Origin of the sequence: Paenibacillus sp. FSL H7-0735 (assembly GCF_038008505.1) — a bacterium.
Taxonomy (GTDB): domain Bacteria; phylum Bacillota; class Bacilli; order Paenibacillales; family Paenibacillaceae; genus Paenibacillus_AQ; species Paenibacillus_AQ odorifer.
In genome coordinates this window covers 5,232,954-5,255,624 of record NZ_JBBOZH010000001.1, presented here as the reverse complement: position 1 = coordinate 5,255,624, position 22,671 = coordinate 5,232,954, and the positions used below count along the sequence as shown (strand labels likewise).

Annotated in this window: 24 protein-coding genes; 18 read left to right on the top strand and 6 right to left on the bottom strand. The window is 44.3% G+C overall.

The genetic code is table 11. The annotated features are described in order from the left end of the window. Positions 1-14: 14 nt before the first annotated feature. Positions 15-2,174, top strand: a complete 2,160-nt coding sequence (gene gnpA, locus NSS82_RS23970) for a 1,3-beta-galactosyl-N-acetylhexosamine phosphorylase (protein WP_218641951.1) — start codon at positions 15-17, stop codon at positions 2,172-2,174. Positions 2,175-2,643: 469 nt separating this feature from the next. Here gnpA and NSS82_RS23965 read toward each other — a convergent pair whose 3' ends face one another. Next, positions 2,644-3,549, bottom strand: a complete 906-nt coding sequence (locus tag NSS82_RS23965) for an AraC family transcriptional regulator (protein ID WP_076098612.1) — start codon at positions 3,547-3,549, stop codon at positions 2,644-2,646. A gap of 182 nt (positions 3,550-3,731) precedes the next feature. Between NSS82_RS23965 and NSS82_RS23960 the strand changes: the two genes are divergently transcribed. From NSS82_RS23960 to NSS82_RS23950, 3 genes are read left to right on the top strand one after another with little or no spacing between them, the layout of a single operon-like run. Next, complete coding sequence (locus NSS82_RS23960; RefSeq protein WP_076273033.1) at positions 3,732-4,580, top strand: sugar phosphate isomerase/epimerase family protein; 849 nt, start codon at positions 3,732-3,734, stop codon at positions 4,578-4,580. A gap of 20 nt (positions 4,581-4,600) precedes the next feature. Then, positions 4,601-5,614: a Gfo/Idh/MocA family protein gene (locus tag NSS82_RS23955; RefSeq protein WP_076273032.1), complete on the top strand. Its 1,014-nt coding sequence runs from the start codon at positions 4,601-4,603 to the stop codon at positions 5,612-5,614. A 31-nt stretch (positions 5,615-5,645) separates the two neighbouring features. Then, positions 5,646-6,659 carry a Gfo/Idh/MocA family protein gene (locus NSS82_RS23950; RefSeq protein ID WP_076104354.1) on the top strand — a complete coding sequence of 338 codons (1,014 nt, stop codon included), beginning with the start codon at positions 5,646-5,648 and terminating at the stop codon, positions 6,657-6,659. Positions 6,660-6,736: 77 nt separating this feature from the next. Here the strand turns inward: NSS82_RS23950 and NSS82_RS23945 are convergent, their stop codons facing one another. After that, positions 6,737-6,946: a hypothetical protein gene (locus NSS82_RS23945; protein ID WP_036683023.1), complete on the bottom strand. Its 210-nt coding sequence runs from the start codon at positions 6,944-6,946 to the stop codon at positions 6,737-6,739. Positions 6,947-7,151: 205 nt separating this feature from the next. On the opposite strand from NSS82_RS23945, the gene NSS82_RS23940 reads away from it, so the two are divergent. The 4 genes from NSS82_RS23940 to NSS82_RS23925 all read left to right on the top strand — a co-directional run bounded on the left by NSS82_RS23940 (position 7,152) and on the right by NSS82_RS23925 (position 9,905). Continuing rightward, positions 7,152-7,466 (top strand): hypothetical protein, encoded by a 315-nt coding sequence (locus NSS82_RS23940; protein WP_076273031.1) that lies wholly within the window; start codon positions 7,152-7,154, stop codon positions 7,464-7,466. Between the two features lie 120 nt (positions 7,467-7,586). Beyond that, positions 7,587-8,120 carry a hypothetical protein gene (locus NSS82_RS23935; RefSeq protein ID WP_036683019.1) on the top strand — a complete coding sequence of 178 codons (534 nt, stop codon included), beginning with the start codon at positions 7,587-7,589 and terminating at the stop codon, positions 8,118-8,120. A 97-nt stretch (positions 8,121-8,217) separates the two neighbouring features. Continuing rightward, a complete protein-coding gene (locus NSS82_RS23930; protein ID WP_036683017.1) occupies positions 8,218-9,336 on the top strand; it encodes a DNA alkylation repair protein in 1,119 nt (372 codons plus the stop codon). Continuing rightward, positions 9,333-9,905, top strand: coding sequence for a type 1 glutamine amidotransferase family protein (locus NSS82_RS23925; protein ID WP_038572592.1), 573 nt, complete (start codon positions 9,333-9,335; stop codon positions 9,903-9,905). Before NSS82_RS23930 ends, NSS82_RS23925 begins: the two co-directional genes overlap by 4 nt. A 65-nt stretch (positions 9,906-9,970) precedes the next feature. Here NSS82_RS23925 and NSS82_RS23920 read toward each other — a convergent pair whose 3' ends face one another. Beyond that, positions 9,971-10,564 (bottom strand): hypothetical protein, encoded by a 594-nt coding sequence (locus NSS82_RS23920; RefSeq protein WP_036683014.1) that lies wholly within the window; start codon positions 10,562-10,564, stop codon positions 9,971-9,973. Positions 10,565-10,772: 208 nt separating this feature from the next. On the opposite strand from NSS82_RS23920, the gene rnhA reads away from it, so the two are divergent. Genes rnhA through NSS82_RS23905 form a run of 3 tightly spaced genes read left to right on the top strand, consistent with a single transcriptional unit; the run spans position 10,773 to position 12,576 of the window. Continuing rightward, positions 10,773-11,429 (top strand): ribonuclease H, encoded by a 657-nt coding sequence (rnhA, locus tag NSS82_RS23915; protein ID WP_076215337.1) that lies wholly within the window; start codon positions 10,773-10,775, stop codon positions 11,427-11,429. A 43-nt stretch (positions 11,430-11,472) separates the two neighbouring features. Beyond that, a complete protein-coding gene (gene ung / locus NSS82_RS23910; RefSeq protein ID WP_036683009.1) occupies positions 11,473-12,141 on the top strand; it encodes a uracil-DNA glycosylase in 669 nt (222 codons plus the stop codon). Positions 12,142-12,171: 30 nt separating this feature from the next. After that, positions 12,172-12,576 carry a hypothetical protein gene (locus tag NSS82_RS23905; RefSeq protein WP_036683006.1) on the top strand — a complete coding sequence of 135 codons (405 nt, stop codon included), beginning with the start codon at positions 12,172-12,174 and terminating at the stop codon, positions 12,574-12,576. 110 nt (positions 12,577-12,686) lie between these two features. Here the strand turns inward: NSS82_RS23905 and NSS82_RS23900 are convergent, their stop codons facing one another. Beyond that, a complete protein-coding gene (locus NSS82_RS23900) occupies positions 12,687-13,796 on the bottom strand; it encodes an AI-2E family transporter (protein WP_036683003.1) in 1,110 nt (369 codons plus the stop codon). Between the two features lie 191 nt (positions 13,797-13,987). Continuing rightward, positions 13,988-14,260: a hypothetical protein gene (locus NSS82_RS23895; protein ID WP_036683002.1), complete on the bottom strand. Its 273-nt coding sequence runs from the start codon at positions 14,258-14,260 to the stop codon at positions 13,988-13,990. Between the two features lie 251 nt (positions 14,261-14,511). Between NSS82_RS23895 and NSS82_RS23890 the strand changes: the two genes are divergently transcribed. The 5 genes from NSS82_RS23890 (at position 14,512) to NSS82_RS23870 (ending at position 19,936) form a co-directional block, all read left to right on the top strand. Further along, complete coding sequence (locus NSS82_RS23890; RefSeq protein WP_305953507.1) at positions 14,512-15,276, top strand: DeoR/GlpR family DNA-binding transcription regulator; 765 nt, start codon at positions 14,512-14,514, stop codon at positions 15,274-15,276. Between the two features lie 117 nt (positions 15,277-15,393). Next, positions 15,394-16,305, top strand: coding sequence for a 1-phosphofructokinase (gene pfkB / locus NSS82_RS23885; RefSeq protein WP_076146748.1), 912 nt, complete (start codon positions 15,394-15,396; stop codon positions 16,303-16,305). A gap of 38 nt (positions 16,306-16,343) precedes the next feature. After that, positions 16,344-18,272, top strand: a complete 1,929-nt coding sequence (locus NSS82_RS23880) for a PTS fructose transporter subunit IIABC (RefSeq protein ID WP_038572586.1) — start codon at positions 16,344-16,346, stop codon at positions 18,270-18,272. 176 nt (positions 18,273-18,448) lie between these two features. Then, complete coding sequence (locus NSS82_RS23875; protein ID WP_036682996.1) at positions 18,449-18,949, top strand: Crp/Fnr family transcriptional regulator; 501 nt, start codon at positions 18,449-18,451, stop codon at positions 18,947-18,949. Between the two features lie 315 nt (positions 18,950-19,264). After that, the gene (locus tag NSS82_RS23870; protein WP_036682994.1) at positions 19,265-19,936 is read left to right on the top strand and encodes a YitT family protein; all 672 of its coding nucleotides are present in this window, start codon (positions 19,265-19,267) and stop codon (positions 19,934-19,936) included. Between the two features lie 255 nt (positions 19,937-20,191). Here the strand turns inward: NSS82_RS23870 and trhO are convergent, their stop codons facing one another. Next, complete coding sequence (gene trhO, locus NSS82_RS23865; protein ID WP_076223570.1) at positions 20,192-21,088, bottom strand: oxygen-dependent tRNA uridine(34) hydroxylase TrhO; 897 nt, start codon at positions 21,086-21,088, stop codon at positions 20,192-20,194. Between the two features lie 302 nt (positions 21,089-21,390). Here trhO and NSS82_RS23860 point away from each other — a divergent pair, with 302 nt between their 5' ends. Both NSS82_RS23860 and NSS82_RS23855 read left to right on the top strand, forming a co-directional pair. Beyond that, positions 21,391-22,185: a TIGR00266 family protein gene (locus NSS82_RS23860; RefSeq protein WP_038572584.1), complete on the top strand. Its 795-nt coding sequence runs from the start codon at positions 21,391-21,393 to the stop codon at positions 22,183-22,185. 70 nt (positions 22,186-22,255) lie between these two features. Further along, positions 22,256-22,432 (top strand): hypothetical protein, encoded by a 177-nt coding sequence (locus NSS82_RS23855; RefSeq protein ID WP_218641950.1) that lies wholly within the window; start codon positions 22,256-22,258, stop codon positions 22,430-22,432. Positions 22,433-22,671: the final 239 nt, after the last annotated feature.

Sequence of the window (22,671 nt, the reverse complement as noted above, 5' to 3'; positions counted from 1 at the left end):
TGGAGGGAATTTACGTGGACAAAGGAAGATTTACACTGCCTGGTGAAACAGGGATGGAAGAGGTCATAGGTGATCTCGTCGAAAGATGGGGTGTAGATGCCGTACGTGACAGTGATGGCACGAATCTATCGCAGGACATTCTCGATATGGGTCTGCAAATTTATTCAACGCTTTGTCTCGTCCGTGAGGACAATGAGTGGGCGAAGCAGCATCCGCAATATAGACAGCAGATCTATCTGATGACTGCTCCAGTAATAGTAACTTCAAAGGTGAAGACTATCGATATTATGGCTGATTTTTATGCCGATCAATTTATTCCTAACACAGATGTGGATATAAAAAAATATTGGCAGGTTGTAAACCGGACTACAGGAGAAGTATTACCTTCTGAATGTTGGAGTTATGCAGAGGGGATTGTCACACTTGAGCAGGCGGTACAATTTCACAAATATACGGTCAGTTTCTTGGCCTACCAGAAATGGGAGCCAGTCTCCATGTACAACCACATCACGAATGATTGGGATGAGGAGCATCGTTTACCGTTGGATGTTCGTTATCCCGAGGCTCAAGAGCATGTTTTGAAGGTGCTGGAAGATTGGCTGAAGAAACATCCCAAGACTGATATCGTTCGTTTTACGACCTTCTTTTATAATTTTGATTTGATATTTAACAAGGAAGGTAAGGAGAAACAGGTAAATTGGTTTGGCTATCTGAGTTGTGTAAGTCCACTTGCGTTAGAGCAATTCGAACAAGCTTATGGGTACCGATTGACTGCAGAAGATTTTGTGGATCAGGGGCGATATAACACACCATTTAAGAACCCGACCCAAAGATATCTGGACTGGATGGACTTCAATCAGAAATTCATCGCAGGTTATGCCAAACAATGTGTAGATATGGTGCATGATTTCGGGAAGAAAGCGATTATGTTTTTTGGGGATCACTGGGCGGGCACAGAGCCTTATGGCAAATATTTTCCGGAGATCGGGCTCGACGCAGTGGTTGGGGCAGCAGGAGATGGCGTTACAACCCGTATGATTGCGGATATACCTATTAAGGATACCGAGGCACGTTTCTATCCTTATTTCTTTCCAGATGTCTTTTTTGAAGGGGGAGACCCTGTCGGAGAGTCCATGCCGATCTGGATCAAATGCCGGCGTGCGCTCATGCGCAAACCAGTTGGCAGGATGGGGTATGGCGGATATTTAAGTCTAGCGCATCAATTCCCGGATTTTATAGATCATGTGACAGAGATTGCAACGCAGTTCAAAGGGATTCATGCCAATGCAGAAGGGACACAGCCTTTTAAAGCTCCTTTTAAAGTGGCGGTTCTGAATACTTGGGGCTCCCTTCGAAGCTGGCAGACACATCAAGTGGCTCATTCATTATGGAATCAAAGATGTTACTCCTACATAGGGGCATTAGAGTCACTGGCAGGCTTGCCGTTCGACATTGAGTTTATAAGCTTTGATGACATCAGGTTAAGTGGGATTGATCCTAGTATCGGTGTGATTATTAACGCGGGTGATGTCCATACCTCTTGGAGCGGTGGAGATCAATGGAGCGATCCGCAAGTTGTGGCAACACTCCGTGAGTGGGTGGATCAAGGGGGCGGTTTTATTGGGATTGGTGATCCATCAGCTTATGAACATCAAGGGGTTCTTTTTCAACTAGCGGATATTCTAGGGGTTCAGAAGGAGATTGGATTTACAGCAAGCATCAATAAGGCCAAGGTAACGCCTGTGCAGGATCATTTCATAACGGAAGATCTGGAAGGTGAGATCGATTATGGTGAAGGGATGACCATGGTTTATCAAGCGGAGGCCGGAGCAGAAATATTGGATGTGCACCAAGGCAGCTGCAATCTTGCCGTGAACTCATTTGGTCAGGGGCGGGGCGTTTATATCGCTGGACTTCCGTACAGTATTCAGAATACCAGACTACTCAGCCGAGCGATCTTTTGGGCTGCACATCAAGAGGAGCAGTTGTATTCATGGTTCTCAGTGAATCCGAATGTTGAATGTCATGCGTATCCTGAGACGGGTCGATATTGTGCCGTAAATAACACTTCCGAGATCCAAAAGACGACGATCCTGATGCACAACGCCGTGATCCAAGAAATAGAGTTGGGTGGGATGGAAAGTGTGTGGTTTCAATTTGAGATCACACATTAAGAGTCAGCCGTAACTACGGCGAATAATTAGACTTCCGGCTGCTGTTATCTCCAAATTTCCTGAATTGTACCGCTTCGATAGAGTGATTGGGGAATTTCTCCCTGAAATTCCGGGATTTTTGGTCATCAGACTAATGATCAGGGAAAATCTCCCCAAAGTTTAGCTGATTCGTTAGCAATTATAGAAATTCCTCTTATTATTAGGGAGGAATTCCCTGATTTCGTTCATTTAGAGCGAATATTGATTATTTTCAGGGAGTTTTTCCCTAATTAGTTTTAGAGCCGTCCCCGCATACTGCATTAACGCAGAAAACACGAACGTTCGCCGCCCCGCATATTGCACATCTCACCGTACAATGTATATTGTTTATCGGCCCCCACAGGTATCATACAAAGCAGATGATCCATCCCCCTCAATGTTTTTAGCGAGTTCTTCTAACTTGGATTGAGATATTCTGGGGTTTCCGTATCTAGAGTATCCGGGACAACTTGCGATAAGCCCGCGGAGAAATCCCCTCATTCGCGGTAAATACCCTGCTGAAATAATGGATATCAGGATAACCAACGTTATCACCGACCTGTTCAATCGGCCAATCCGTTTCGCGCAGCAGCTTGCGTGCTTCCCGATGCCGGATGGAACGGAGATATTCACCAGGAGGCATGCCAGCCACCTCACGAAATAGCTTGGAGAAATGGTCTTCATGCATATTCATGGCACCAGCCATGAATTTATTACTCCAGCGGTCTGCTAGCTTTGAATCCATCTCGTCGATTAAAGCTCTGATCCGCCCGGTATGAACGGAAGATTTGGCTGCATTTCGGGAGCTTTGTGTTCGGAGCAGCGAGGTTAGGATGCCGAGCAGTAACCCCCGACAGACCCATTCATAACCGGCAGGCCGCATCGTAAATTCATGCACGAGCTGTTCCATCGCATGAATACATTCGGGTGGCGGGGTATAAATGGGCTCCTGTGACAATGGCATAAAAGGAGCGGTCACAGCTTCCAAGGCAAACTTCTCGGCCATAACCTCCTCCTCATTGACCAGCATGTCTTCATCGCTTGTAATAATCGATTCCCCAAAAAAATCAAAATGGATCCCAATGAGTTTGGTTTCCGAATCTGACACAATCGCATTCTGATGATATACCCCGGAAGAAAGGAATATCAGTTGTCCTGAATTCAGGATATATTCCTCCGTATCCATTTTTGTTGATAATTTCCCCTGGCGAACGTATAGCAGCTCGAAATCATACAATCTTCTTCTTGGAAAGAGGCAAGGTGAGAGGGTTTGGAATTGTGCGTAGTGAATGCCAGGTGACCACTCCCGGGAAGGGACCTGTTTTCTCAGGGGATAACGGGGTTCTTTTTCAGCCACGAATAAACCTCCCATACAGTATAAAATGATTTACTAAATAGACCGGAATCGTGCAAAAAATCTCTTGTTCACCTAAATAAATCTAACTTACAATCTATTATAATATAAATAAATCAAGGATATAAGGGTATTTAGGGCAGGATCTTAAAAGACGGAAAATAACAAATTTGAGGAGGATTCAGATGAAAAAGGGAATAAACATTTGGTCGTTTCGCGAAGGTACTGAGATCGAAGAATGTGCACGTCTGGCTAAAGCGGCGGGGTTCGATGGAATTGAATTGTCTTTGAATGAATCGGGTGAACTTGGCCTGCAAACCACTGAGAAAGAAGCTATTAAGATCAGAAATTCCATTCAGGAGATGGGGTTAGAAATTGCAGGACTGGCGACAGGACTATATTGGTCATATGCCATGACAAGTGAATCCGCGGCGAACCGGACGAAGGCTATCGATGTATGTAAAAAACAATTGGAGCTGGCAGCAACACTTGGCGTAGATACGATTCTTGTCATTCCTGGTGCGGTTGGTGTCGATTTTATTGAGGGCTGTGAAGTAGTCGATTATGAAAAAGCTTATGATCGAGCCTTGAAGGCGATCAGTGATCTAGCTCAGGATGCAAAAATGGCGGGTGTTTCTATTGGGATTGAAAATGTGTGGAATAAATTCCTGCTGTCTCCGCTCGAATTATGTTCTTTTATAGATGCTGTAGGCTCCAATTATGTAGGTTCCTATCTGGATGTAGGGAATATCGTTCATTCTGGTTATCCAGAGCAGTGGATACGGATTCTAGGCCATAGAATCAAGAAGGTGCATTTCAAAGATTACCGCCGGGCAGCCGGAGGACTTCATGGATTTGTTGATCTACTTGCTGGGGATGTGGATTATCCTGCTGTTATGGAAGCACTGCAAGAGATCGGCTACAGCAATTATGTTACTGGTGAAATGATACCGCCATATACGCATTATTCGGAGCAAATCATTTTTAATACTTCTGCAGCGATGGATGCTATTTTAGGACGCACTAGTTACTAAGTTTAAGAGAGGTGAAGGCTGTGCTCAGAGTGGGGCTGGTGGGCTTTGGATTTATGGGCCGAATGAACTTTGATCAGTATGTTCAATTACAGGAAGATGGCCATCCGATTTCTCTGGTTGCCATTTGTGACCCGCAGATTAAAGTCCTTAAACATACTAAATCTGCGGGGAATATGAACACGGCCCACGAGGTATATGATTTATCCCCTTACAACCTTTATGAGAATTTGGAGCATATGCTCGAAAAAGAAGAACTAGAAGCTATTAGCCTTGCGGTACCTACGTACTTGCATGCTGAAATGGCTTGTTCGCTGCTGGAACGAGGGTATCATGTGTTCTGTGAAAAGCCGATGGCGAGACATTCCGCAGAAGCTTGGAAGATGGTAGCGGCGGCGCAAAGCAGCGGAAAAAAATTGCTGATTGGCCATTGTCTTCGCTTCTGGCCGGGATATGAATATTTGAAGGGGATCATAGCTAGCGGTGAGTTCGGTGAAGTGACAGAGGCTTATTTTTACCGGGGTTCCGGTGCTCCTAAAGGGTGGCTGGTCAATGATGAGCTAAGTGGTGGCTGTATGCTGGATATGCATGTACACGATACGGACATCATCCATCACTTATTCGGAAAACCGGATAAAGTATCAACGCTTGGGCGGAAGGTTTTACCGGGAAGTGGCTATGATATCGTCTCCACTCATTATTTTTATCAGGATGGAAAAGTGGTCAATGCCCAAGCGGACTGGACACTGGAAGGCGACTTTGGTTTTTACATGGGCTATCGGATTAATTTTGAACGGGGGAATGTAGTCTTCGATGGCGCGGAAGTTAAGGTGAATCCTAATTGTCAACCGGGGTTCATTGCGAAGCTTTCTTCGCATACCGGATATTACAGAGAGTTGGTATATTTCTTAAAAGTCATTCAGAACGATGAGCCAGTGACTCTATGTATGCCCGAAAGTGCAGCCCAATCCATAGAAATCATTGAGGCTGAAATCCAATCGGCTGATCAGGAAGGTACCTGGATACGGATACGTTAAGTGCCATATTTTTAGTAAAGGAGACTTCACGATGTTGAAAATAGGTTTGATCGGTTTTGGATTTATGGGCCGGATGCATTTTGATAATTATGTGCGCTTAACGGAAGAGGGGCAGCCCATTGCCCTTAAAGCCATCTGTGATTTGCGAATTGAGGAATTAAAGGATGGAAAAGCAGCCGGGAATATGAGCACTGCCCAGGAAGTCTATGATTTGTCAGCTTACAATCTATACGATGATCTGGAGAAAATGATAGCCAGTGAGGAACTGGATATGATCGACATTGCGGTTCCTACTTATCTGCATGCGGAAATGACTTGTTCGCTGCTGGAACGTGGATATCATGTATTTTGTGAGAAACCGATGGCCAGAACTTCCGCACAAGCGCTGAAAATGGTGGAGACGGCAGTCCGCTGTGGGAAAAAACTGATGATCGGACATTGTCTCCGTTTTTGGCCGGGGTATGAGTATTTAAAAGAAGTGATAGAGAGCGGGCAGTTCGGTCAGGTCACGGAAGGGTATTTTTACAGGGGATCTGGTGCTCCTAAGGATTGGTTTCTGGATGAGACACTAAGCGGTGGAGGCATTATGGATATGCATATTCACGATACGGATATGATTAACTATCTGTTCGGCAGACCGGATAAAGTATCATCCTTAGGACGTAATGTCCTTCCGGGAAGCGGATATGATATCGCATCGACTCACTATTTTTATAAGGATGCAAAAGTAATTAATGCTCAGGTGGATTGGACGCTGGAAGGTGATTTTGGGTTTTACATGGGGTATCGGGTTAATTTTGAACGAGGAAATATAGTGTTTGACGGCAGCGAGGTCAAGGTCAATCCGAACGACGGGGCAGGCTATTTAGCGGAACTTTCGCCGGATGTTGGCTACTATAGGGAGCTTGTATATTTTCTGGATGTCATTATTCAGGATAAGCCTATCATTATTTGTACACCAGAGAGTACAGCGGAGTCTCTAAGAATCGTGGAAGCAGAAATGAAGTCAGCGGATGCTGAAGGCGAATGGATCGTGCTAGATTAGTTGTGTGCAGATTGAGTAAGGACGTGAGCTGGAAGAGGATCATTCACAATGACCTTTTTCCAGTTCACGTCCTTTTGTCATCGCTGAAATTTGGTATTGTCTCTTGCATAATGGGATACTGATCCGTCATATCTTCTCAGCCGTACTTGTTCATCAGAGAACAGTTCAACAATTCCTGAAGCAACCTCTGAATACATTCCATCAGGATCAAGCTGTAGCGCAGAAATATAGGTTTGGGATAAGGCAGCTATAAAAAAATCAATGTTTTTCACTAGTGTTTGTGGCATGTTATTCCCTCCGGTGACATCTTGTACATGATGATATATTAAACCATAGGAGTTATTTTACCATGATTTATCGTTGAGTTTTAGGAAGAATTCTTTGGTAAAAGTCGAAAATATGAGAAATTTGGTTGAAAATGTATTTAAGATCATCTTTAATGAAACAAAGAGGGTAATTTTACCACTCTAAATAAATTAAGGGGATTACATAATGAAAGACTATGAAGTGCTGGAAATTAACAAAAAGAGTTTTTTTAAAACGACTATCTATTTTATGATCATTCCTACACTGCTATTGTTTATAGTAGGTTTAGGGATGGTGGTGGTCGGGCTTATCATTAAAGAGACGTTTATGGTTGTTATGGGTATCCCTTATTTGATTATGCCGGTTATTTTGATACTCATTTATGGTTTGGTGGGTATGCTGGTAGCGCTGGTATATAACAAGCTGGCGAAGAGATTCGGAGGACTAGAACTGAAAATAGTGGAGAAAACCCCTCCGGTTGAAGCAAACTATTTACCATAACCCGAAGTTATTAAAGGGCAGGTATTGCGATGATTTCGCTACCTGTCTTTTTTTATCTTTTTAATTTGAAAAGAAACCGGGGAATGGATATGATTTGGATAATGAAAGGATGATTGCCAGATGACGGAACAGACACAAAGAGCCAAGGAGCTGTACATTCAGTTTTTGGGTCATTTTTTAAATATGCATAAAGCAGGAGTGCTTAAGGAGTACAAGAGTTTTGAAATTCCAAGAGAAGTGGAGCTGGAATGGCTGCAGGAATGGGCCACGGAGCACGTCAAGCAGTTGTCGATACGGGACTGGGATGCGATTACGATACTGGAATCCATTTCGCGGAATTATCAGGATAGCTGGATTGTGGAAAAAGTGGCTTCTTTTGCTTCGCGGAATATTATGAGCGCCGATAGTTTGGTTAGACTGATTTATGCGGAAAAAATGCTTGAAATCATTCGTTCTCATAATCAAGTGATCACAAAAGAACTGTTATTTCAAGGATGTAAGGTTGCTGTTCAAATCCTCGAGGATGTAATCTCACAGCCGCTGGTCATTGATCCTGGACACGAACTTAAAGAACATAACCTTAAAGATAAACGTGCGTTAAACAGTCGAGCCCAACAAGGGATTGAAGAGGTAAAGGTACTAATTAATTCTTAGCTGCCAAAGTTGACATACTGTTGTCAAATTGGGTGTGCTACGATTTCCTGATAGAATCACGTTTGCTGATCTAAAGATGAAAATGAGGGATTATCGAATGGCTGAACCTTTAAAAGCAATGTACAATGAACAATTTCTGCGTGAGTTCGGCGAAAAGATTCGTGGCGTACATAGTGTCTTCGATACTGAGGCATTTGTAAGCTCAGCCATGACTGAACCGTGGGATACGCTTGAGCTGAAGGCAAGAATGCGGCGGATCACCGAGACGTTGGGCAGCCACTTACAGCTTCCTTATGAGGAAGCGCTGGCTATCCTATTCGCCATTGCTGAGGAATGTGTAGGATTTCCTTATTTAATTTTTCCGGATTTCGTTGAGGTATATGGCCAAGGAGACGAACATTGGGCGTTGTCTATGCAGGCGCTGGAAAGATTCACAGCGAAATCATCGGCTGAATTTGCAGTTAGGCCGTTTCTTTTGCGGGAACCAGAGCGGATGATGGCTCAAATGCAGATATGGGCGAAGCACCCTGATGAGCATGTACGTAGGCTGGCTAGTGAAGGCTGTCGGCCTCGTTTGCCTTGGGGACAGGCGCTCCCCATGTTCAAGCTTGACCCAGCTCCGGTATTACCTGTACTTGAGCAGCTTAAGGCGGATACATCCCTGTATGTGCGTAAAAGTGTCGCTAATAATTTGAATGATATTGCGAAGGATCATCCGGAAGTGGTGCTCGATACCGCTCGGCGCTGGAAGGGAACACATCCCGATACAGACTGGATTGTGCGGCACGGCTGCCGTTCTTTGATTCGTAAAGCTGAGCCAGAGATTATGGCTTTATTCGGATACGCAGAGCAGACAGACGAAGCTACTCCACTTATAACGAGTGCTTCAATTCTATTGGAACCTTCTATCCTGACCATTGGCGAAAGCTCTGAATTACAGTATAAGCTTCAAGTTCGTGAGGGAGCTCCGGCACGGATTCGGATTGAGTACGGAATCTATTTCGTGAAAGCGGCAGGTCGAACCTCTCGTAAATCTTTTTTGTTATCGGATAAGACCGTACCTGGAGGTAGAATTCTGTCAGGTAAACGGACACATCGTTGGGCTGATTTAACAACTCGGCGTCATTATCCAGGAGAGCACCGGATTGTGCTGCTGGTAAATGGGCGAGAAGTGGCGGAAGTGACGTTAGAACTTAAAGGGAGTGCTAATATATGAAAAAAGAAGTTTTGATGTTTCTATCCAATGGCTACGCTGATTGGGAAAGCGGATATATTAGTGCCGAACTAAATAAGCCGGAGAGTGAATTTAAAGTAAGCACAGTTGCTTTAACTAGCGACAATGTCAAATCTATGGGTGGATTTACTGTTGTACCTGACTATACTTTAGACAGTTTACCTGTTCAGTATGAAATGTTAATTTTAATCGGTGGCACAGGCTGGAAAGATAATTCAGCTATTACTCCAGTGATTGAAAAATGTTTGCAGGAGAGTGTACCTATTGCCGCTATATGTGACGCTACAACTTTTTTGGCTGAACATGGCTATTTAGACAACATACCGCATACCGGAAATTCATTGGATTATTTAAAACAAAACGCTCCTAATTATAAAGGAGATGCAAATTATATAGAAAAACAGGCAGTTTCGAGTGAACATATCATTACTGCTAATGGTACGGCTGCTTTAGAATTTGCAAGGGAAGTTATGAAGAAGTTAGAGGGTTTCCCAATCGAAACCGTCGAGGGATGGTACAATTTTTTCAAAGATGGTTTTTATCAAGAATAAAAATGTATATAAAAAAGGTGGTCTCAAGTCTTAACGACTTCAGATCACCTTTTTGGGGTTGAAGCTTATTTTTTCACTTCTGTAACACCAGTTACTTTTCCTTGATCGGATGAATTAAAGGTGGATTTATATTGATCGTTTGCGAAGTAGACATTGCCTTCAACGGTTGCGTTCACCAGGGTAAAACCATCCGCTTCTACGTATACATCTCCAATAAAAGTGCCGCCTTGAATACGGGCGTTTTTACTCTTGATGGTCAATTTTGGAGCAGTCAGTTTGAAGGAGTTGGTGATGTTGTGATCCGCATCTTGTGTGTATAGAGCAATTTTTCTGGCGGGTTCCTCTTTATTCATGAATTCTCCATCCACGACGAGATCTTCGGTGAAGGTTAAGTCTTTAAGTGTGGCAGCAATCCAGGTTCCCTCTGGACTGATGGCGCGTTTGAAGGCTTCTTCATTATCTACTACGGAAGCTGAGGTTACAGCATCTGTGGTGTTATTTTGATTATTAGCGGTGCCTGCATTATTAGTGGTACCCGCGTTATTTGTGTTCTCAGGAGTGCTTGTTGCAGTAGCATTATTAGCATTATCTGTTGCATTTCCACATCCGACCATTAACACAAAAGCAAATACCGCAGCAACACTTGCTATCTTTCTCATCTGTATAACCTCCCTAAGTAATTGTACCGATATCCTTCGAGCTTACTATAGAGTGATTAGTTAGTAATTTACCAATCAATCTACAAATGGTAATATAGGCCTGGACATCTCTGGCGTATAGTATGACCTGAAAAATGTGATTTATCCGATGAATTCACGAGCAATATGGATTACAATAAGTACAGGCAGTAGAAAAGGAGCATTATCCATGGCCAAGCAGAAATATTATGTAGTCTGGGAAGGTAAACAACCAGGAGTCTATAGCACTTGGGCAGAATGCCAGGCACAGACAGATCATTATACCGGTGCAAAATATAAATCCTATGAATCCAAAGCAGCAGCTGATGCGGCATATAAAGCGGGCTGGAAGGGGAATTGGGGAACAGGGGCAGCTGGTGCAGCAAAGTCTAAGGGGACGAGTTCTTTTAAACGCAGTGCTACAGTAGAGAACTCTGAGGAGATTGATTACAACAGTATTTCAGTAGATGTGGGGACTCGTGGTAATCCGGGGCCTGTTGAATATAAGGGTGTAGATACACAAACGGGAGATATCATTTTCTCCTGTGGTCCGATCAAAAAGGGCACTAATAATTTAGGTGAATTTTTAGCGATTGTCCATGCCTTGGCGTTGTTGAAGAAAGAGGGAAGCGATAAAACGGTTTACAGTGATTCTGTAAATGCAATGAAGTGGGTGAAGCAGAAGAAGGTGGCAACAACCTTGCCGCGCGATTCTTCAACAGAGGAAATTTGGGTGCTTATTGATCGGGCAGAGCGTTGGTTGCAAACCAATACATATGACAATAAGGTGCTCAAGTGGCACACAAAAGAGTGGGGCGAGATCAAAGCGGATTATGGTCGGAAATAAAAAACTATATCGCTATGGTTTGGGTTAAAGGAGGAGTTTGGGGATGTTTGGCAACGATTGGGATGAGGTATTGCAGGATGAAATGCAAAAGCCTTATTTTTTAAAATTAATGGATGTACTAACAGAAGAATATAAGGAACATACCGTTTATCCGCCAAAAGAATTATTGTTCACAGCATTAAAACTAACGCCTTATAAGGAGACTCGTGTAGTTATTTTAGGTCAAGATCCTTATCATGGTCCCGGACAAGCTCACGGACTAAGCTTCTCTGTCAATCCGGGGGTACGTATCCCTCCGTCACTGCGCAATATTTATGCAGAGCTGAAGGAGGACGTCGGTGTGCCTGTTCCGAACCACGGCTCTTTATTGCACTTAGCAGAGCAGGGAGTGTTGTTGCTGAACACCGTACTGACGGTACGTGAGGGTGAGGCGGGTTCACATAAAGGTCTGGGCTGGGAGACATTCACAGACACCATAATGCAAAAGCTGAATGAAAGAACTACGCCCATGGTATTTATATTATGGGGGAGTCATGCGCAGAAAAAAGGTGCTTTCATCGACCAAAGCCGGCATAAGGTGCTGCAATCACCTCATCCAAGCCCTCTCTCGTCGCATCGTGGATTCTTTGGCAGTCGTCCGTTCTCGAAGGCCAATCAATTTCTAGAGTCGCAGGGTATGGAAGGAATAGATTGGTTCATTCCGGACTTATAATTTATGGAGTGATGCGAAGGGGAGGTAGCTATGAAGCATTGGGTAGGTAAACCCGTTATAATGTACTGCGGAGAGAAACCTTATACCATTATGAAGGGAATCCTGCGCAAATGGGACCTTTCCGCATCGGTGGCGGTCATTGGCCATCAGGAAATTGCTGTGCCGTTTCGGGATATTGTTGTTATTAAGGCTCTGGCTCCAAAAGAAAGAGCTCTGCCTCCAGTTCTCCATTCCGTGGGTTATGTGATGAGGGATCGGCAGCAATTTGACAATGCAGTGTATTTTAAATCGGCAGTCAGCGTCTGGAAAGAGGATCAGCTTATTGCCTTTAATACGATTATTACCTCACATACGAAAGGTTCAGTTACACTTCAGAACGGCCAAAACCTGATGAAGGGCAATCACATCTTTGTAGTTCGTTCTTTACGAGGGTGATTTCAGGAACCTGTAAAGAATAAAAAAGGGTACGACTCCGAGTGATTGGAGACGTACCCTTTTTTATTTTATAGTTAAGCTCCGCCCGTTCACGAAGTAGATTACAACCGTTATAGCTCCTCTTTTTTGATAGGCTCAGCTTCATCTTTACGGTCTGCAATAATAATCTCATACACGCGCAGGAAAACAATTTTTATAATCATATAAACAGGGAGCGCAATAAGAACTCCGATAATACCGTAGAAGTCTCCACCTATAAGGACAAGGATGACCGTAGTCAGTGGATGAACATCCAATGATTTTCCGTAAATAATCGGTGAGAGTACATTATCCTGGATCTGCTGGGCAATGAAAATTATGACTAGGGACCATATGGCCATCGTCGGTGATTCAATGAAACCTACTATTATTACCGGAATCGCTGCTAAGAATGAACCCACATATGGAATGAAGTTAAGAGGCACTGAAATTACGGCGAGTAACAGGGAGTAAGGCAGTCCGATGATAAGGAATCCTATATATAACATAATACCGAGTACCACATTTAGCACCACACGTGTGACGATGAAGCTGCTTAAGGCGCTGTCGATATCTCCAAGCATCTCTTGGCCTTCCTTCCGATATTTTCTCGGAATTAAGCCTTGAAGTTTAGGCGATAGCTTATAGTCATCTTTTAGCATGTAGTACAGAATGATGGGCAAAGTGGCGATTAACACTACAATGCTGGAAACAACGCCAATCAAATTGGACATGGAATTGGTAACCCAGGTAATAGTATCGCTAAGAAATTCTGATAAACGGGCCGCGACGTCAGAATCCCCTTTGAAAAAACGTGACAGTGTCGGATTCTCCCTCAATGCATTGAACTGATCCTGCAAACCTTGCACGAGGTAGGGAGTGTTATCAATAAAGTTCTGAATTTGTTCTTGCAGTGTCGGCCAGACTAGAATCCAGAAGAGAACGAACAAGCCCGCAATCAGAAAATAAATGAGCAGGATGGAGAACGCCCGGTTTAATTTTCTTTTCTCTAGGATTCTTACTAATGGACGCAGCAGGTAGTACATAAACCCTGATAACATCATGGGAACAAGTAATAATTTGAAAATGGCACCTAGTGGCGCGAAGAGAAACATTACTTTGGAGCCTAAGTACAAAATCAGTAAAAAGGCGATAATAGCAAGGCTTGTCCGAAAATACTTCTGTTGTGGCAATAAAAACATCCCCCAAAATTCAAATTTATATCTATGTAGTTTAATAACCCTAATTTACAAGTATTGATTCAAAAGCGTGTAATTCCTTATAGGTAGTTCTTGGCATACCCATATAGAGGTTCTAGTTACAAAGGTTACGCCAAGTAAAAAGATCGCAATATAACAAGGGTATATCACTACTTCGCTGCTTTTTTCGTGGATTATCTTGACTTTCGTTTATGAGATTTTCTAGTGGATAAAGTGAAGATTTCAGGAACTACCTCCTCGCCTCCAGTTTCTTTGGTAACTTGTCTTGCTTTAACAAGAGATAAAAAGGAAAAAATCTCACCTAATGCTACAAGTCCAGCTGCGATGATCTCATAATCCTCAGCGCTAAGTTCTGCGGATTCCACTGGATTAGTGTTATTGGTGGTCCCATTCTTATTAGCATTGCTGTTACCGTTATTTCTCCCACGGTTTCTTCCATTGGCCATTTCTGATCACCCGCTTTTCCCGGTATGTATTATTAATATGTTATAAATGCCGTATATGAGATAGGCAATTGGGATGTAATTTTGCACTGTCTCTTTTTAGCACTTTACATAGGATGAAAACGCTGTTAAAATCATAAACGAGCACAAACGATCAATAACGGTCACATATAATCAATTAACGGTCAAGAAAATTCATAGATGAGCGCAAGGAATTGCACAGGTCGCGCTCTCACATAAAGGAGCGAGCCACGATGATGTTTGAGGAAGAGAGAAAACAAAAAATCGTGCTTTTTGTGGAAAAAAACTCAAGAGCTTCTGTACAGGAGCTAAGTCAGGAAATGGGCGTATCCGAGTCTACTGTGCGCCGTGATCTGAAGGAGCTGGAAGAAGCCAAGCTATTAAAGCGTACTCATGGCGGAGCGGTTTCCTTGCAGAGTGTCAATTTTGAGGCGGCTTATCCTGATAAGGAAGATCATTTATTGGATGAGAAGCAACGGATTGCCCGCAAAGCAGTGGAGATGATTCAGGAGGGTGACGCTATACTGCTTGATGCAGGAACAACAACACTGCAGATTGCCAGAGAGCTGAAGAACTTTTCGAATATCAAAGTCATTACGAACTCGATTATGGCGCTGAATGAGCTGCGGGATTGCCGCAATATCGAAGTCTCAATTACAGGTGGTATGCTTCGCCCGGATACGATGGCTTTTGTTGGACCGATGACAGAACGTTCCTTAGATATGGTGAGAGTGGATAAAACTTTTCTTGCTACTAATGGACTGGATTTGCGGGAAGGCATCACAACCCCGAACATGTTAGAGGCAGCTACAAAACGCAAAATGATCGCAGTCGCCAAGCAAGTTATTCTACTGGCAGATCACAGTAAGCTGGGGCAGGTATCCTTTAGCAAGGTTGCTGATGTGACGGAAATGGATCATTGCATTATAGATTCAGGAGCGTCTGACAAATTCATCCGTGAGATCACGCAATTGGGTGTGGATTTCACGCTGGTATAAATTCTATATAGGATAAGCAATTATGAATTACCGTGTGATCGTTTGGAGAAATTACAGATGCCGTATTTTTGATCGGTAATCTATGGCTTAGAAAACCAACATAATTGAGGGATAATCATGATCTATACTGTAACGCTTAATCCTTCCATTGATTATATCGTGGAAGTGGAAGATTTGAGACTGGGTGACTTGAACCGGATGAAACGTGATTTGAAGCTTCCCGGAGGGAAGGGGATTAACGTATCCCGAGTGCTTAAACAGCTTGGGGTTCAGAATAAGGCTATGGGATTCCTTGGCGGCTTCACCGGCCGATATATTGAGGATTGGTTACACGAAGAATCAATTTCAAGCGATTTCGTGTTTGTTTCTGATGATACGCGGATTAACATCAAGCTCAAGCATGGAGAAGAAACGGAGATTAACGGTGTTGGACCCGCCATTCTTGTTCCGGAAGCCGACGCACTATTGCAAAAGCTGGCTGCTCTGAACGCGGAGGATGTAGTGATTTTGTCGGGAAGCGTTCCCCCATCACTGGGTGCAGATTTCTATGACAAGCTTATATCTGTGTGCAAACAGAGTGGAGCGGAATTCGTCATTGACACTACTGGTGCTGCACTTCAAAAAGCGCTGGCGTATCAGCCATTGCTGGTTAAACCGAACCATCATGAGCTTGCAGAGCTATTCGGCGTAACAATAGACACGAGGGAAGAGATTATTACTTATGGACGCAAGCTGCTGGATGCAGGAGCGAAACATGTACTGGTTTCCATGGCGGGTGAAGGGGCTTTGTTCATTACGGAGCAAGGGGTATACCACGCCAACGCACCAAAAGGTAAAGTGAAAAATTCTGTAGGTGCAGGGGATTCCATGATCGCTGGTTTTGTAGGGACACTGTCTTTGACAGGAGACTTGTTGGAGGCGTTCCGTGCAGGCGTTGCCTCGGGCAGTGCAACCGCATTCTCTGATGATTTAGCGGACAGAGAATTCATTGAACAGCTGAGACCGCTGATCCAAATCTCAGAAGTGTAAGCCGACAGCATTCAAAGTACTTAAGGGAGTTGAACATGATGAAAATAACGGATTTAATGATAAAAGAAACTATGATCATGGATCTAAAAGCTACAACTAAGGAAGCTGCAATTGATGAATTGATTGCAAGTCTTGCTGCTAGTGGCCGAATTAATGATCCGATCCTTTTTAAAGAGATGATTCTGAAGCGCGAAGAGCAATCCAGTACTGGGATTGGTGGCGGTATCGCGATGCCGCACGCTAAGACTAAAGCGGTAAATGAAGCGACGGTTGTATTTGCTAAGAGCGCAAAGGGAGTGGAGTTTGAATCCCTTGATGATGAGCCAGCACGTATCTTCTTTATGATTGCCGCTCCAGAAGGAGCAGGCAATATGCATCTTCGTACACTGGCCTCATTGTCCAGACTACTGATCGATAGCGAGTTCATTGAACAGCTTATGAATACTCAGACTCCGGATGAAGTATCAGCTTTGTTTGATGCCAAGCAGGCGGAAGGCGAAGCTAAGGAGAAAGAGAACGAAGCCGCTGAAACTGCCGCGAAGTCAGAGCCTGAACGTGTAATCGTGGGCAACCCGGATTCCCAAGCTTTTGTCGTAGCTGTAACTGCTTGTCCTACAGGCATTGCGCACACTTTTATGGCTGAAGATGCCCTTAAGAAAAAAGCTCTAGAAATGGGAGTTAATATCCGTGTAGAGACGAATGGTTCAGAAGGGGCCAAAAACGTACTCACCCCTGATGAGATTCGGCGTGCAAGCGGTGTAATTGTTGCAGCTGATAAAAAGGTGGAAATGGCCCGTTTTGACGGTAAACCTGTACTGCAAAGACCGGTAAGTGATGGCATCCGTAAGTCGGAAGAGCTTATTCGTAAAGCTATGAATGGGGAAGCGCCGATCTATCACAATGAAGGTCGCGGTGGCAATGACGAAGGGTCTAAAGAGAAATCTGGCAGTATCGGCAGTAAAATATATAAGGACTTAATGAATGGGATTTCCCACATGCTTCCGTTTGTAGTCGGTGGCGGTATTCTGCTAGCAATCTCCTTCCTGATTGAACAAGTAGGTGGAGCAGATCATCCGCTGTTCCAGTTACTGCAGACAATCGGTGGCGGAGATGGTGCCTTCCATTTCCTAATTCCAGTCCTTGCTGGATTTATAGCGCTTAGCATTGGTGATCGTCCGGCTCTGATGCCAGGTATGGTTGGGGGTTACATGGCCTTGAATTCCAACGCTGGGTTCCTCGGCGGGCTGGCTGCTGGTTTCTTGGCGGGTTATGTAATTATCGGACTACGTAAAGTATTTGCAGGTCTGCCTAAAACACTTGACGGACTGAAGCCGATCCTGTTATACCCGGTATTCGGGCTTCTAATTACCGGTGGATTGATGTATTACCTGTTCGATCCGGTCTTTAGCTGGATCAATGTAGGACTGATTGATTGGCTTAATGATCTTGGAACTGTTAATGCTGTTATTCTGGGCCTGGTTCTCGGTGGCATGATGGCCATAGATATGGGTGGACCTTTCAATAAAGCTGCTTATACTTTTGCCATCGGTGTATTCACTACCAGTGGCAATACCAACGGCTTCATGATGGCTGCTGTAATGGCCGGGGGGATGGTGCCTCCACTTGCAATAGCACTGGCTTCTACTTTCTTTAAGAATAAATTCACGGAAGAAGAACGTAAATCAGGCTTAACGAACTATGTGCTGGGCTTGTCGTTCATTACGGAAGGGGCCATTCCATTCGCCGCAGCCGATCCGCTTCGTGTCCTAACCTCTTGTATTCTTGGTTCGGCCGTTGCTGGAGGTCTTACACAGCTTTGGAATATCAACGTGCCTGCTCCGCATGGCGGGATCTTTGTAGCTGCCCTTTCAAGCCACGCGCTGTTGTTCCTGTTGGCTGTTCTGATCGGTTCGGTCATCTCCGGATTGATGCTCGGATTATGGAAGAAACCGCTTGAAGCAAAGTAACTTTATAAGTAAATTGAACTGCTGGGTGCCAGAATTTTCATTCTGGTGTCCAGCAGTTTTTGCATGGACTTTAATCTACCCCTTTCCTCGCCCATAGGTAGATTTATCTCCATAAATGAGGTTTAATTTTATATAATTGAAAATATATATAATCAGAAGGAAAAGGAGCGAGCGAGATGATATTACATAAGGGGGAAGTCTTGTTCCGCCAAGGAGACAGCTGTGATTTTTTATTTAAGGTAAAAAGCGGGCTGTTCAAGGTCACAAGACTTCATGAGAATGGGAACATGGTGTTATTTAACATCCTGTATCCTGGTGAGATGGTTCCCCATCATTCACTCATTTCGCCAAAGGAGGCGCATGGAACGGCAGTTGCGATGATGAAGAGCGAGGTGGAGGCAGTTCCATCAGCAGAATGGTATCAACAGCTGCGGGATGATCCTGGTCAAGCGATGGAAATCGCCAGACTGCTTCAGGAGAAGGTACGGTTTATGCAGACACGGCTGGATCATCTTACTGTAGGTACACCTGCAGAACGTATGGAATTGCTAACCCGCTGGTTTAATGACTATTCTCATGGCGCAGCGCTAACAGAGTTATTGACCCAGGAAGAAATAGGGCAATTGATCGGTGTAAGACGTGAAACAATCAACCGTTTGCTGCGGAGTACAGAGTGATTCCTGCTTTTTTCTGGCAAACTGTTTAGAGTAGGGTGGCTCCGTGGTATAATGTAAACAGAACTTATCAAATTAGAGAAAGGATCAGGATACCATGTGTCCCCGAAGGACGATTCCCCAAAGGACGATTTGGAAACGTTATGATCTGTCTTATACTTAGCTTCCCTGTAGAAGGTGCGTAAACCGTTGTTACTTGACGAACCGCCTCTGCGAGGGGAAGGAGTATATATATGCGAAGGAGCAATACCTCCGGTTTTACCCGTCGTAGAGGTTGGTGGGACGTCTAGCCGCCATATACGATAAGGGGAGACCTGTATGAGGAACCACAATTACGGAGTGAATGTACTGCTCCGATTGACAGTCATTTTGTTTGGAACATTTTTGCTTGCATTTACTTATTATCACATCAATTTTCAGAATCATTTGTCAGAGGGCGGATTCGTAGGATTATCGCTGCTTGGCAAATATGTATTAGGAATTTCACCTTCGATTTCAACTCTGCTTCTAGACGTTCCAGTACTCTTGATAGCATGGATGTTCAAAGGGAAAGCGTTCGTGTGCAACACTTTTGTTTCTGTAGGAGCTTTTACAATCTTCTATGGTCTCATGGAACGTTATTCCGGTTTGGTCATCAACTTGCAGGACAATTTGGCATTAGCAGCTCTTTTGTCCGGCGTACTGACAGGTTTAGGAGCGGGAATTATCCTGCGGAGTGGCGGGGCTAGCGGTGGAGACGATATTTTGTCGCTGCTGGTTAGTGAATGGAAGGGAATCAAAGTAGGTACGGTATTCATCATGATGGATGTAATCGTTCTGGCACTATCACTCTTTTATATGCCTGTTAAAGAAACGATGTATACAGTGATGGCAGTAGTCGTAGCCGGCTATGTGATCACCTTTACAACCTCTTTAGGCAAACCAAAGCTAGTGAAGTCGCCAAAGATTCAATCTACTTTGCGTAAACCTCATGATGGTACGGTAATGTGAATAAGGCTGTATAAACAGCTTATTTCGGGGATATACTACATTTAAGGTCAGCCAGAATTTCTGGTTGACTTTTTTTTGTTGGATATGACGTATTTTTAAAGGGTGCAGTCCCTAGGGGCGTTGTTCGGACGTTTCGCTCATAACAAAAGGTGGCGTACAGTGAAAATCCTGTACGCCATCTTTTAGTTAACTTAAGACTCACTTGTGCTCGTCTTTGAATCGTGTAGAGACATTTGCGACCAGCTTGTCTTTTATTTAGCCCACGGTATTCGTGATAGCTTCGCATTCGTCCGAACAATGACCACTGTGCTGTGTTTCACAGTCCTCACAGCAAATATGCTGAAGATGACAAGCATCATTGGCGCAATTGATAAATTGGTCAGCTGGCTGACCGCAGTGATGGCAACGTCCGACAACGATATCCTCGTCGGTATGATTAATCTGTACGGAGATCCGCTCATCGAAGACATAACATTTTCCATCAAACAGTTGGCCCTGTACCTCAGGGTCTTTACCATAAGTCACAATGCCGCCATCCAACTGGTACACCTGCTCAAAGCCTTCCTTCATCATAAACCCGCTTAATTTCTCGCAGCGGATCCCGCCTGTACAGTAGGTCAGGATTGGTTTATCCTTAAGGTCGCTCATATTCTCGCGAATCCAGTCCGGGAATTCTTTGAAGCTGTCTACTTCGGGGCGGATGGAGCCGCGGAAATGACCAAGATCGAATTCGTAGCCGGTACGACCATCCAGAATCACCACATCGTCGCGCTGCATCATTTCGTAGAAATCTTTAGGCGCCAGATGCTCTCCGGTAATCACGTTAGGGTCCAGTTCATCCTCGACCCGGAACGTCACGAGTTCCTTTTTATAACGAACGAAGATCTTTTTGAAGGCATGACCATCAGCCTTATCGATCTTGAAGACGATATCGCTAAACAGAGGGTTTGCGCGCAAATCCTTCATGTATTGCTCGGTTTGGGCAACCGTACCTGATAGTGTTCCGTTAATGCCTTCATCTGAAATGAGAATTCGTCCCTTTACATCAAGCTCTTTGCAGTAAGCCAAATGCTCCTGGGCGAATAGTTCTGCATCCGGCACTTTTACAAATTTATAGTATAGCAGAATTGCATATTCCGATTGTGGATTCATTCATTTCACCTTTATCATTAGAATTAGACTACTAAATAAACATTTAAGTATAAAAAGTATTGTAACATATTATCAAGTATTGACAAGAGATGTGGTACAGTAACCTGAAGAAAGCTGGTATAAATATCATTTTTCAGGGATACCAGGATTAAGGTCAGCCAGAACCTCTGGTTGATTTTTTCTGCAGGATATAGGCGGTTTTCATGGATAGTTATGATTAGCGAAACCGTGAATCGCAACGCACGTATATATTTTCATTCATAAGTCACATGATGACTTTAATTATAAGGAGGAACTGCGGGATGAGTGCTCATGAGATTGATTATGCCATTATGGGTGAGGAAATACAGTGTGTAGAGGTGCAGCTTGACCCAGGAGAGAGTGTAATTGCCGAAGCCGGGAGCTTCATGATGATGGATCAGGAAATAACAATGGAGACGATATTTGGTGACGGCAGCGGAGGCTCGCGTGGAAGTGGCTTGATGGGGAAGCTGATGGGCGCGGGCAAACGTCTGTTGACAGGTGAAAGCTTGTTTATGACTGTCTTCACACACAGTGGTTCTTATGGGCGTAAAAGTGTTACCTTTGCTGCTCCGTATCCAGGCAAAATCATCCCGCTCGACTTGCAGCAATACGGTGGAAAAATCATCTGTCAAAAGGATTCGTTCCTTTGCGCGGCAAAGGGCGTTTCAATCGGTATTGAATTTCAGCGTAAGCTGGGTACTGGATTTTTTGGTGGGGAAGGTTTTATTATGCAAAAGCTGGAGGGTGATGGACTTTCATTTGTACACTCTGGCGGTTATGTTATGGAACGCACACTTCAACCGGGAGAGACGCTTAAGCTGGACACTGGCTGTCTAGTCGCTATGACGTCTTCGGTGGATTACAATATTGAGTTTGTAAAAGGGGTCAAAACCGCGCTGTTCGGCGGTGAAGGCCTGTTCTTCGCAACGTTGCGCGGACCCGGCAAGGTGTGGGTACAATCGCTGCCATTCAGCCGAATGGCCGATCGCATCCTGTCCGCTGCCGGCAACAGCGGTCGGAAAGAAGAAGGAAGCGTGCTTGGTGGGCTTGGTAATTTGCTGGATGGCAGATAAGTCTGCGTGAGCGAAGCGCATAGCGTGGGAGTAGAGGATATATGGAATGTGGAGTGAGCGTGGAAAGCATATGAAGCAAAGAGCGTACGAAATATGGAGTGAGCGTGGAATTGCTGAGCATATGAGGCAAAGAGCGCGCGAAATGTGGAGTGAGCGTGGAAAGCATATGAAGCAAAGAGCGTACGAAATATGGAGTGAGCGTGGAAATGCTGAACATATGAAGCAAAGAGCGCGCGGAATATGGTGAGCGTGGAAAGCATATGAAGCAAAGAGCGTACGAAATATGGAGTGAGCGTGGAATTGCTGAACATATGTAGCAAAGAGCGTACGAAATATGGAGTGAGCGTGGAAATACTGAGCATATGAAGCAAAGAGCGTACGAAATGTGGAGCATACGAGGTATACAACATTACAAGAGGACGCATCGTTTCAGCGGTGGTGCTTTTAGGGGGGGAACAAGGGCAGAAATGCCCTTGTTTTGCTGTA

Excerpts from the sequence above, each read along its gene's own strand:
- NSS82_RS23920 (WP_036683014.1), bottom strand. The coding sequence starts at position 10,564 with ATGAGAAAGATAGCAAGTGTTGCTGCGGTATTTGCTTTTGTGTTAATG.
- NSS82_RS23925 (WP_038572592.1), top strand. The coding sequence starts at position 9,333 with ATGAAAAAAGAAGTTTTGATGTTTCTATCCAATGGCTACGCTGATTGG.
- NSS82_RS23945 (WP_036683023.1), bottom strand. The coding sequence starts at position 6,946 with ATGCCACAAACACTAGTGAAAAACATTGATTTTTTTATAGCTGCCTTA.
- NSS82_RS23880 (WP_038572586.1), top strand. The coding sequence starts at position 16,344 with ATGAAAATAACGGATTTAATGATAAAAGAAACTATGATCATGGATCTA.
- NSS82_RS23870 (WP_036682994.1), top strand. The coding sequence starts at position 19,265 with ATGAGGAACCACAATTACGGAGTGAATGTACTGCTCCGATTGACAGTC.
- NSS82_RS23905 (WP_036683006.1), top strand. The coding sequence starts at position 12,172 with ATGAAGCATTGGGTAGGTAAACCCGTTATAATGTACTGCGGAGAGAAA.
- pfkB (WP_076146748.1), top strand. The coding sequence starts at position 15,394 with ATGATCTATACTGTAACGCTTAATCCTTCCATTGATTATATCGTGGAA.
- NSS82_RS23890 (WP_305953507.1), top strand. The coding sequence starts at position 14,512 with ATGATGTTTGAGGAAGAGAGAAAACAAAAAATCGTGCTTTTTGTGGAA.
- NSS82_RS23930 (WP_036683017.1), top strand. The coding sequence starts at position 8,218 with ATGGCTGAACCTTTAAAAGCAATGTACAATGAACAATTTCTGCGTGAG.
- NSS82_RS23855 (WP_218641950.1), top strand. The coding sequence starts at position 22,256 with ATGAAGCAAAGAGCGTACGAAATATGGAGTGAGCGTGGAATTGCTGAG.
- NSS82_RS23860 (WP_038572584.1), top strand. The coding sequence starts at position 21,391 with ATGAGTGCTCATGAGATTGATTATGCCATTATGGGTGAGGAAATACAG.
- rnhA (WP_076215337.1), top strand. The coding sequence starts at position 10,773 with ATGGCCAAGCAGAAATATTATGTAGTCTGGGAAGGTAAACAACCAGGA.
- NSS82_RS23960 (WP_076273033.1), top strand. The coding sequence starts at position 3,732 with ATGAAAAAGGGAATAAACATTTGGTCGTTTCGCGAAGGTACTGAGATC.
- NSS82_RS23895 (WP_036683002.1), bottom strand. The coding sequence starts at position 14,260 with ATGGCCAATGGAAGAAACCGTGGGAGAAATAACGGTAACAGCAATGCT.
- trhO (WP_076223570.1), bottom strand. The coding sequence starts at position 21,088 with ATGAATCCACAATCGGAATATGCAATTCTGCTATACTATAAATTTGTA.
- NSS82_RS23875 (WP_036682996.1), top strand. The coding sequence starts at position 18,449 with ATGATATTACATAAGGGGGAAGTCTTGTTCCGCCAAGGAGACAGCTGT.
- NSS82_RS23900 (WP_036683003.1), bottom strand. The coding sequence starts at position 13,796 with ATGTTTTTATTGCCACAACAGAAGTATTTTCGGACAAGCCTTGCTATT.
- ung (WP_036683009.1), top strand. The coding sequence starts at position 11,473 with ATGTTTGGCAACGATTGGGATGAGGTATTGCAGGATGAAATGCAAAAG.
- NSS82_RS23940 (WP_076273031.1), top strand. The coding sequence starts at position 7,152 with ATGAAAGACTATGAAGTGCTGGAAATTAACAAAAAGAGTTTTTTTAAA.
- NSS82_RS23935 (WP_036683019.1), top strand. The coding sequence starts at position 7,587 with ATGACGGAACAGACACAAAGAGCCAAGGAGCTGTACATTCAGTTTTTG.
- NSS82_RS23950 (WP_076104354.1), top strand. The coding sequence starts at position 5,646 with ATGTTGAAAATAGGTTTGATCGGTTTTGGATTTATGGGCCGGATGCAT.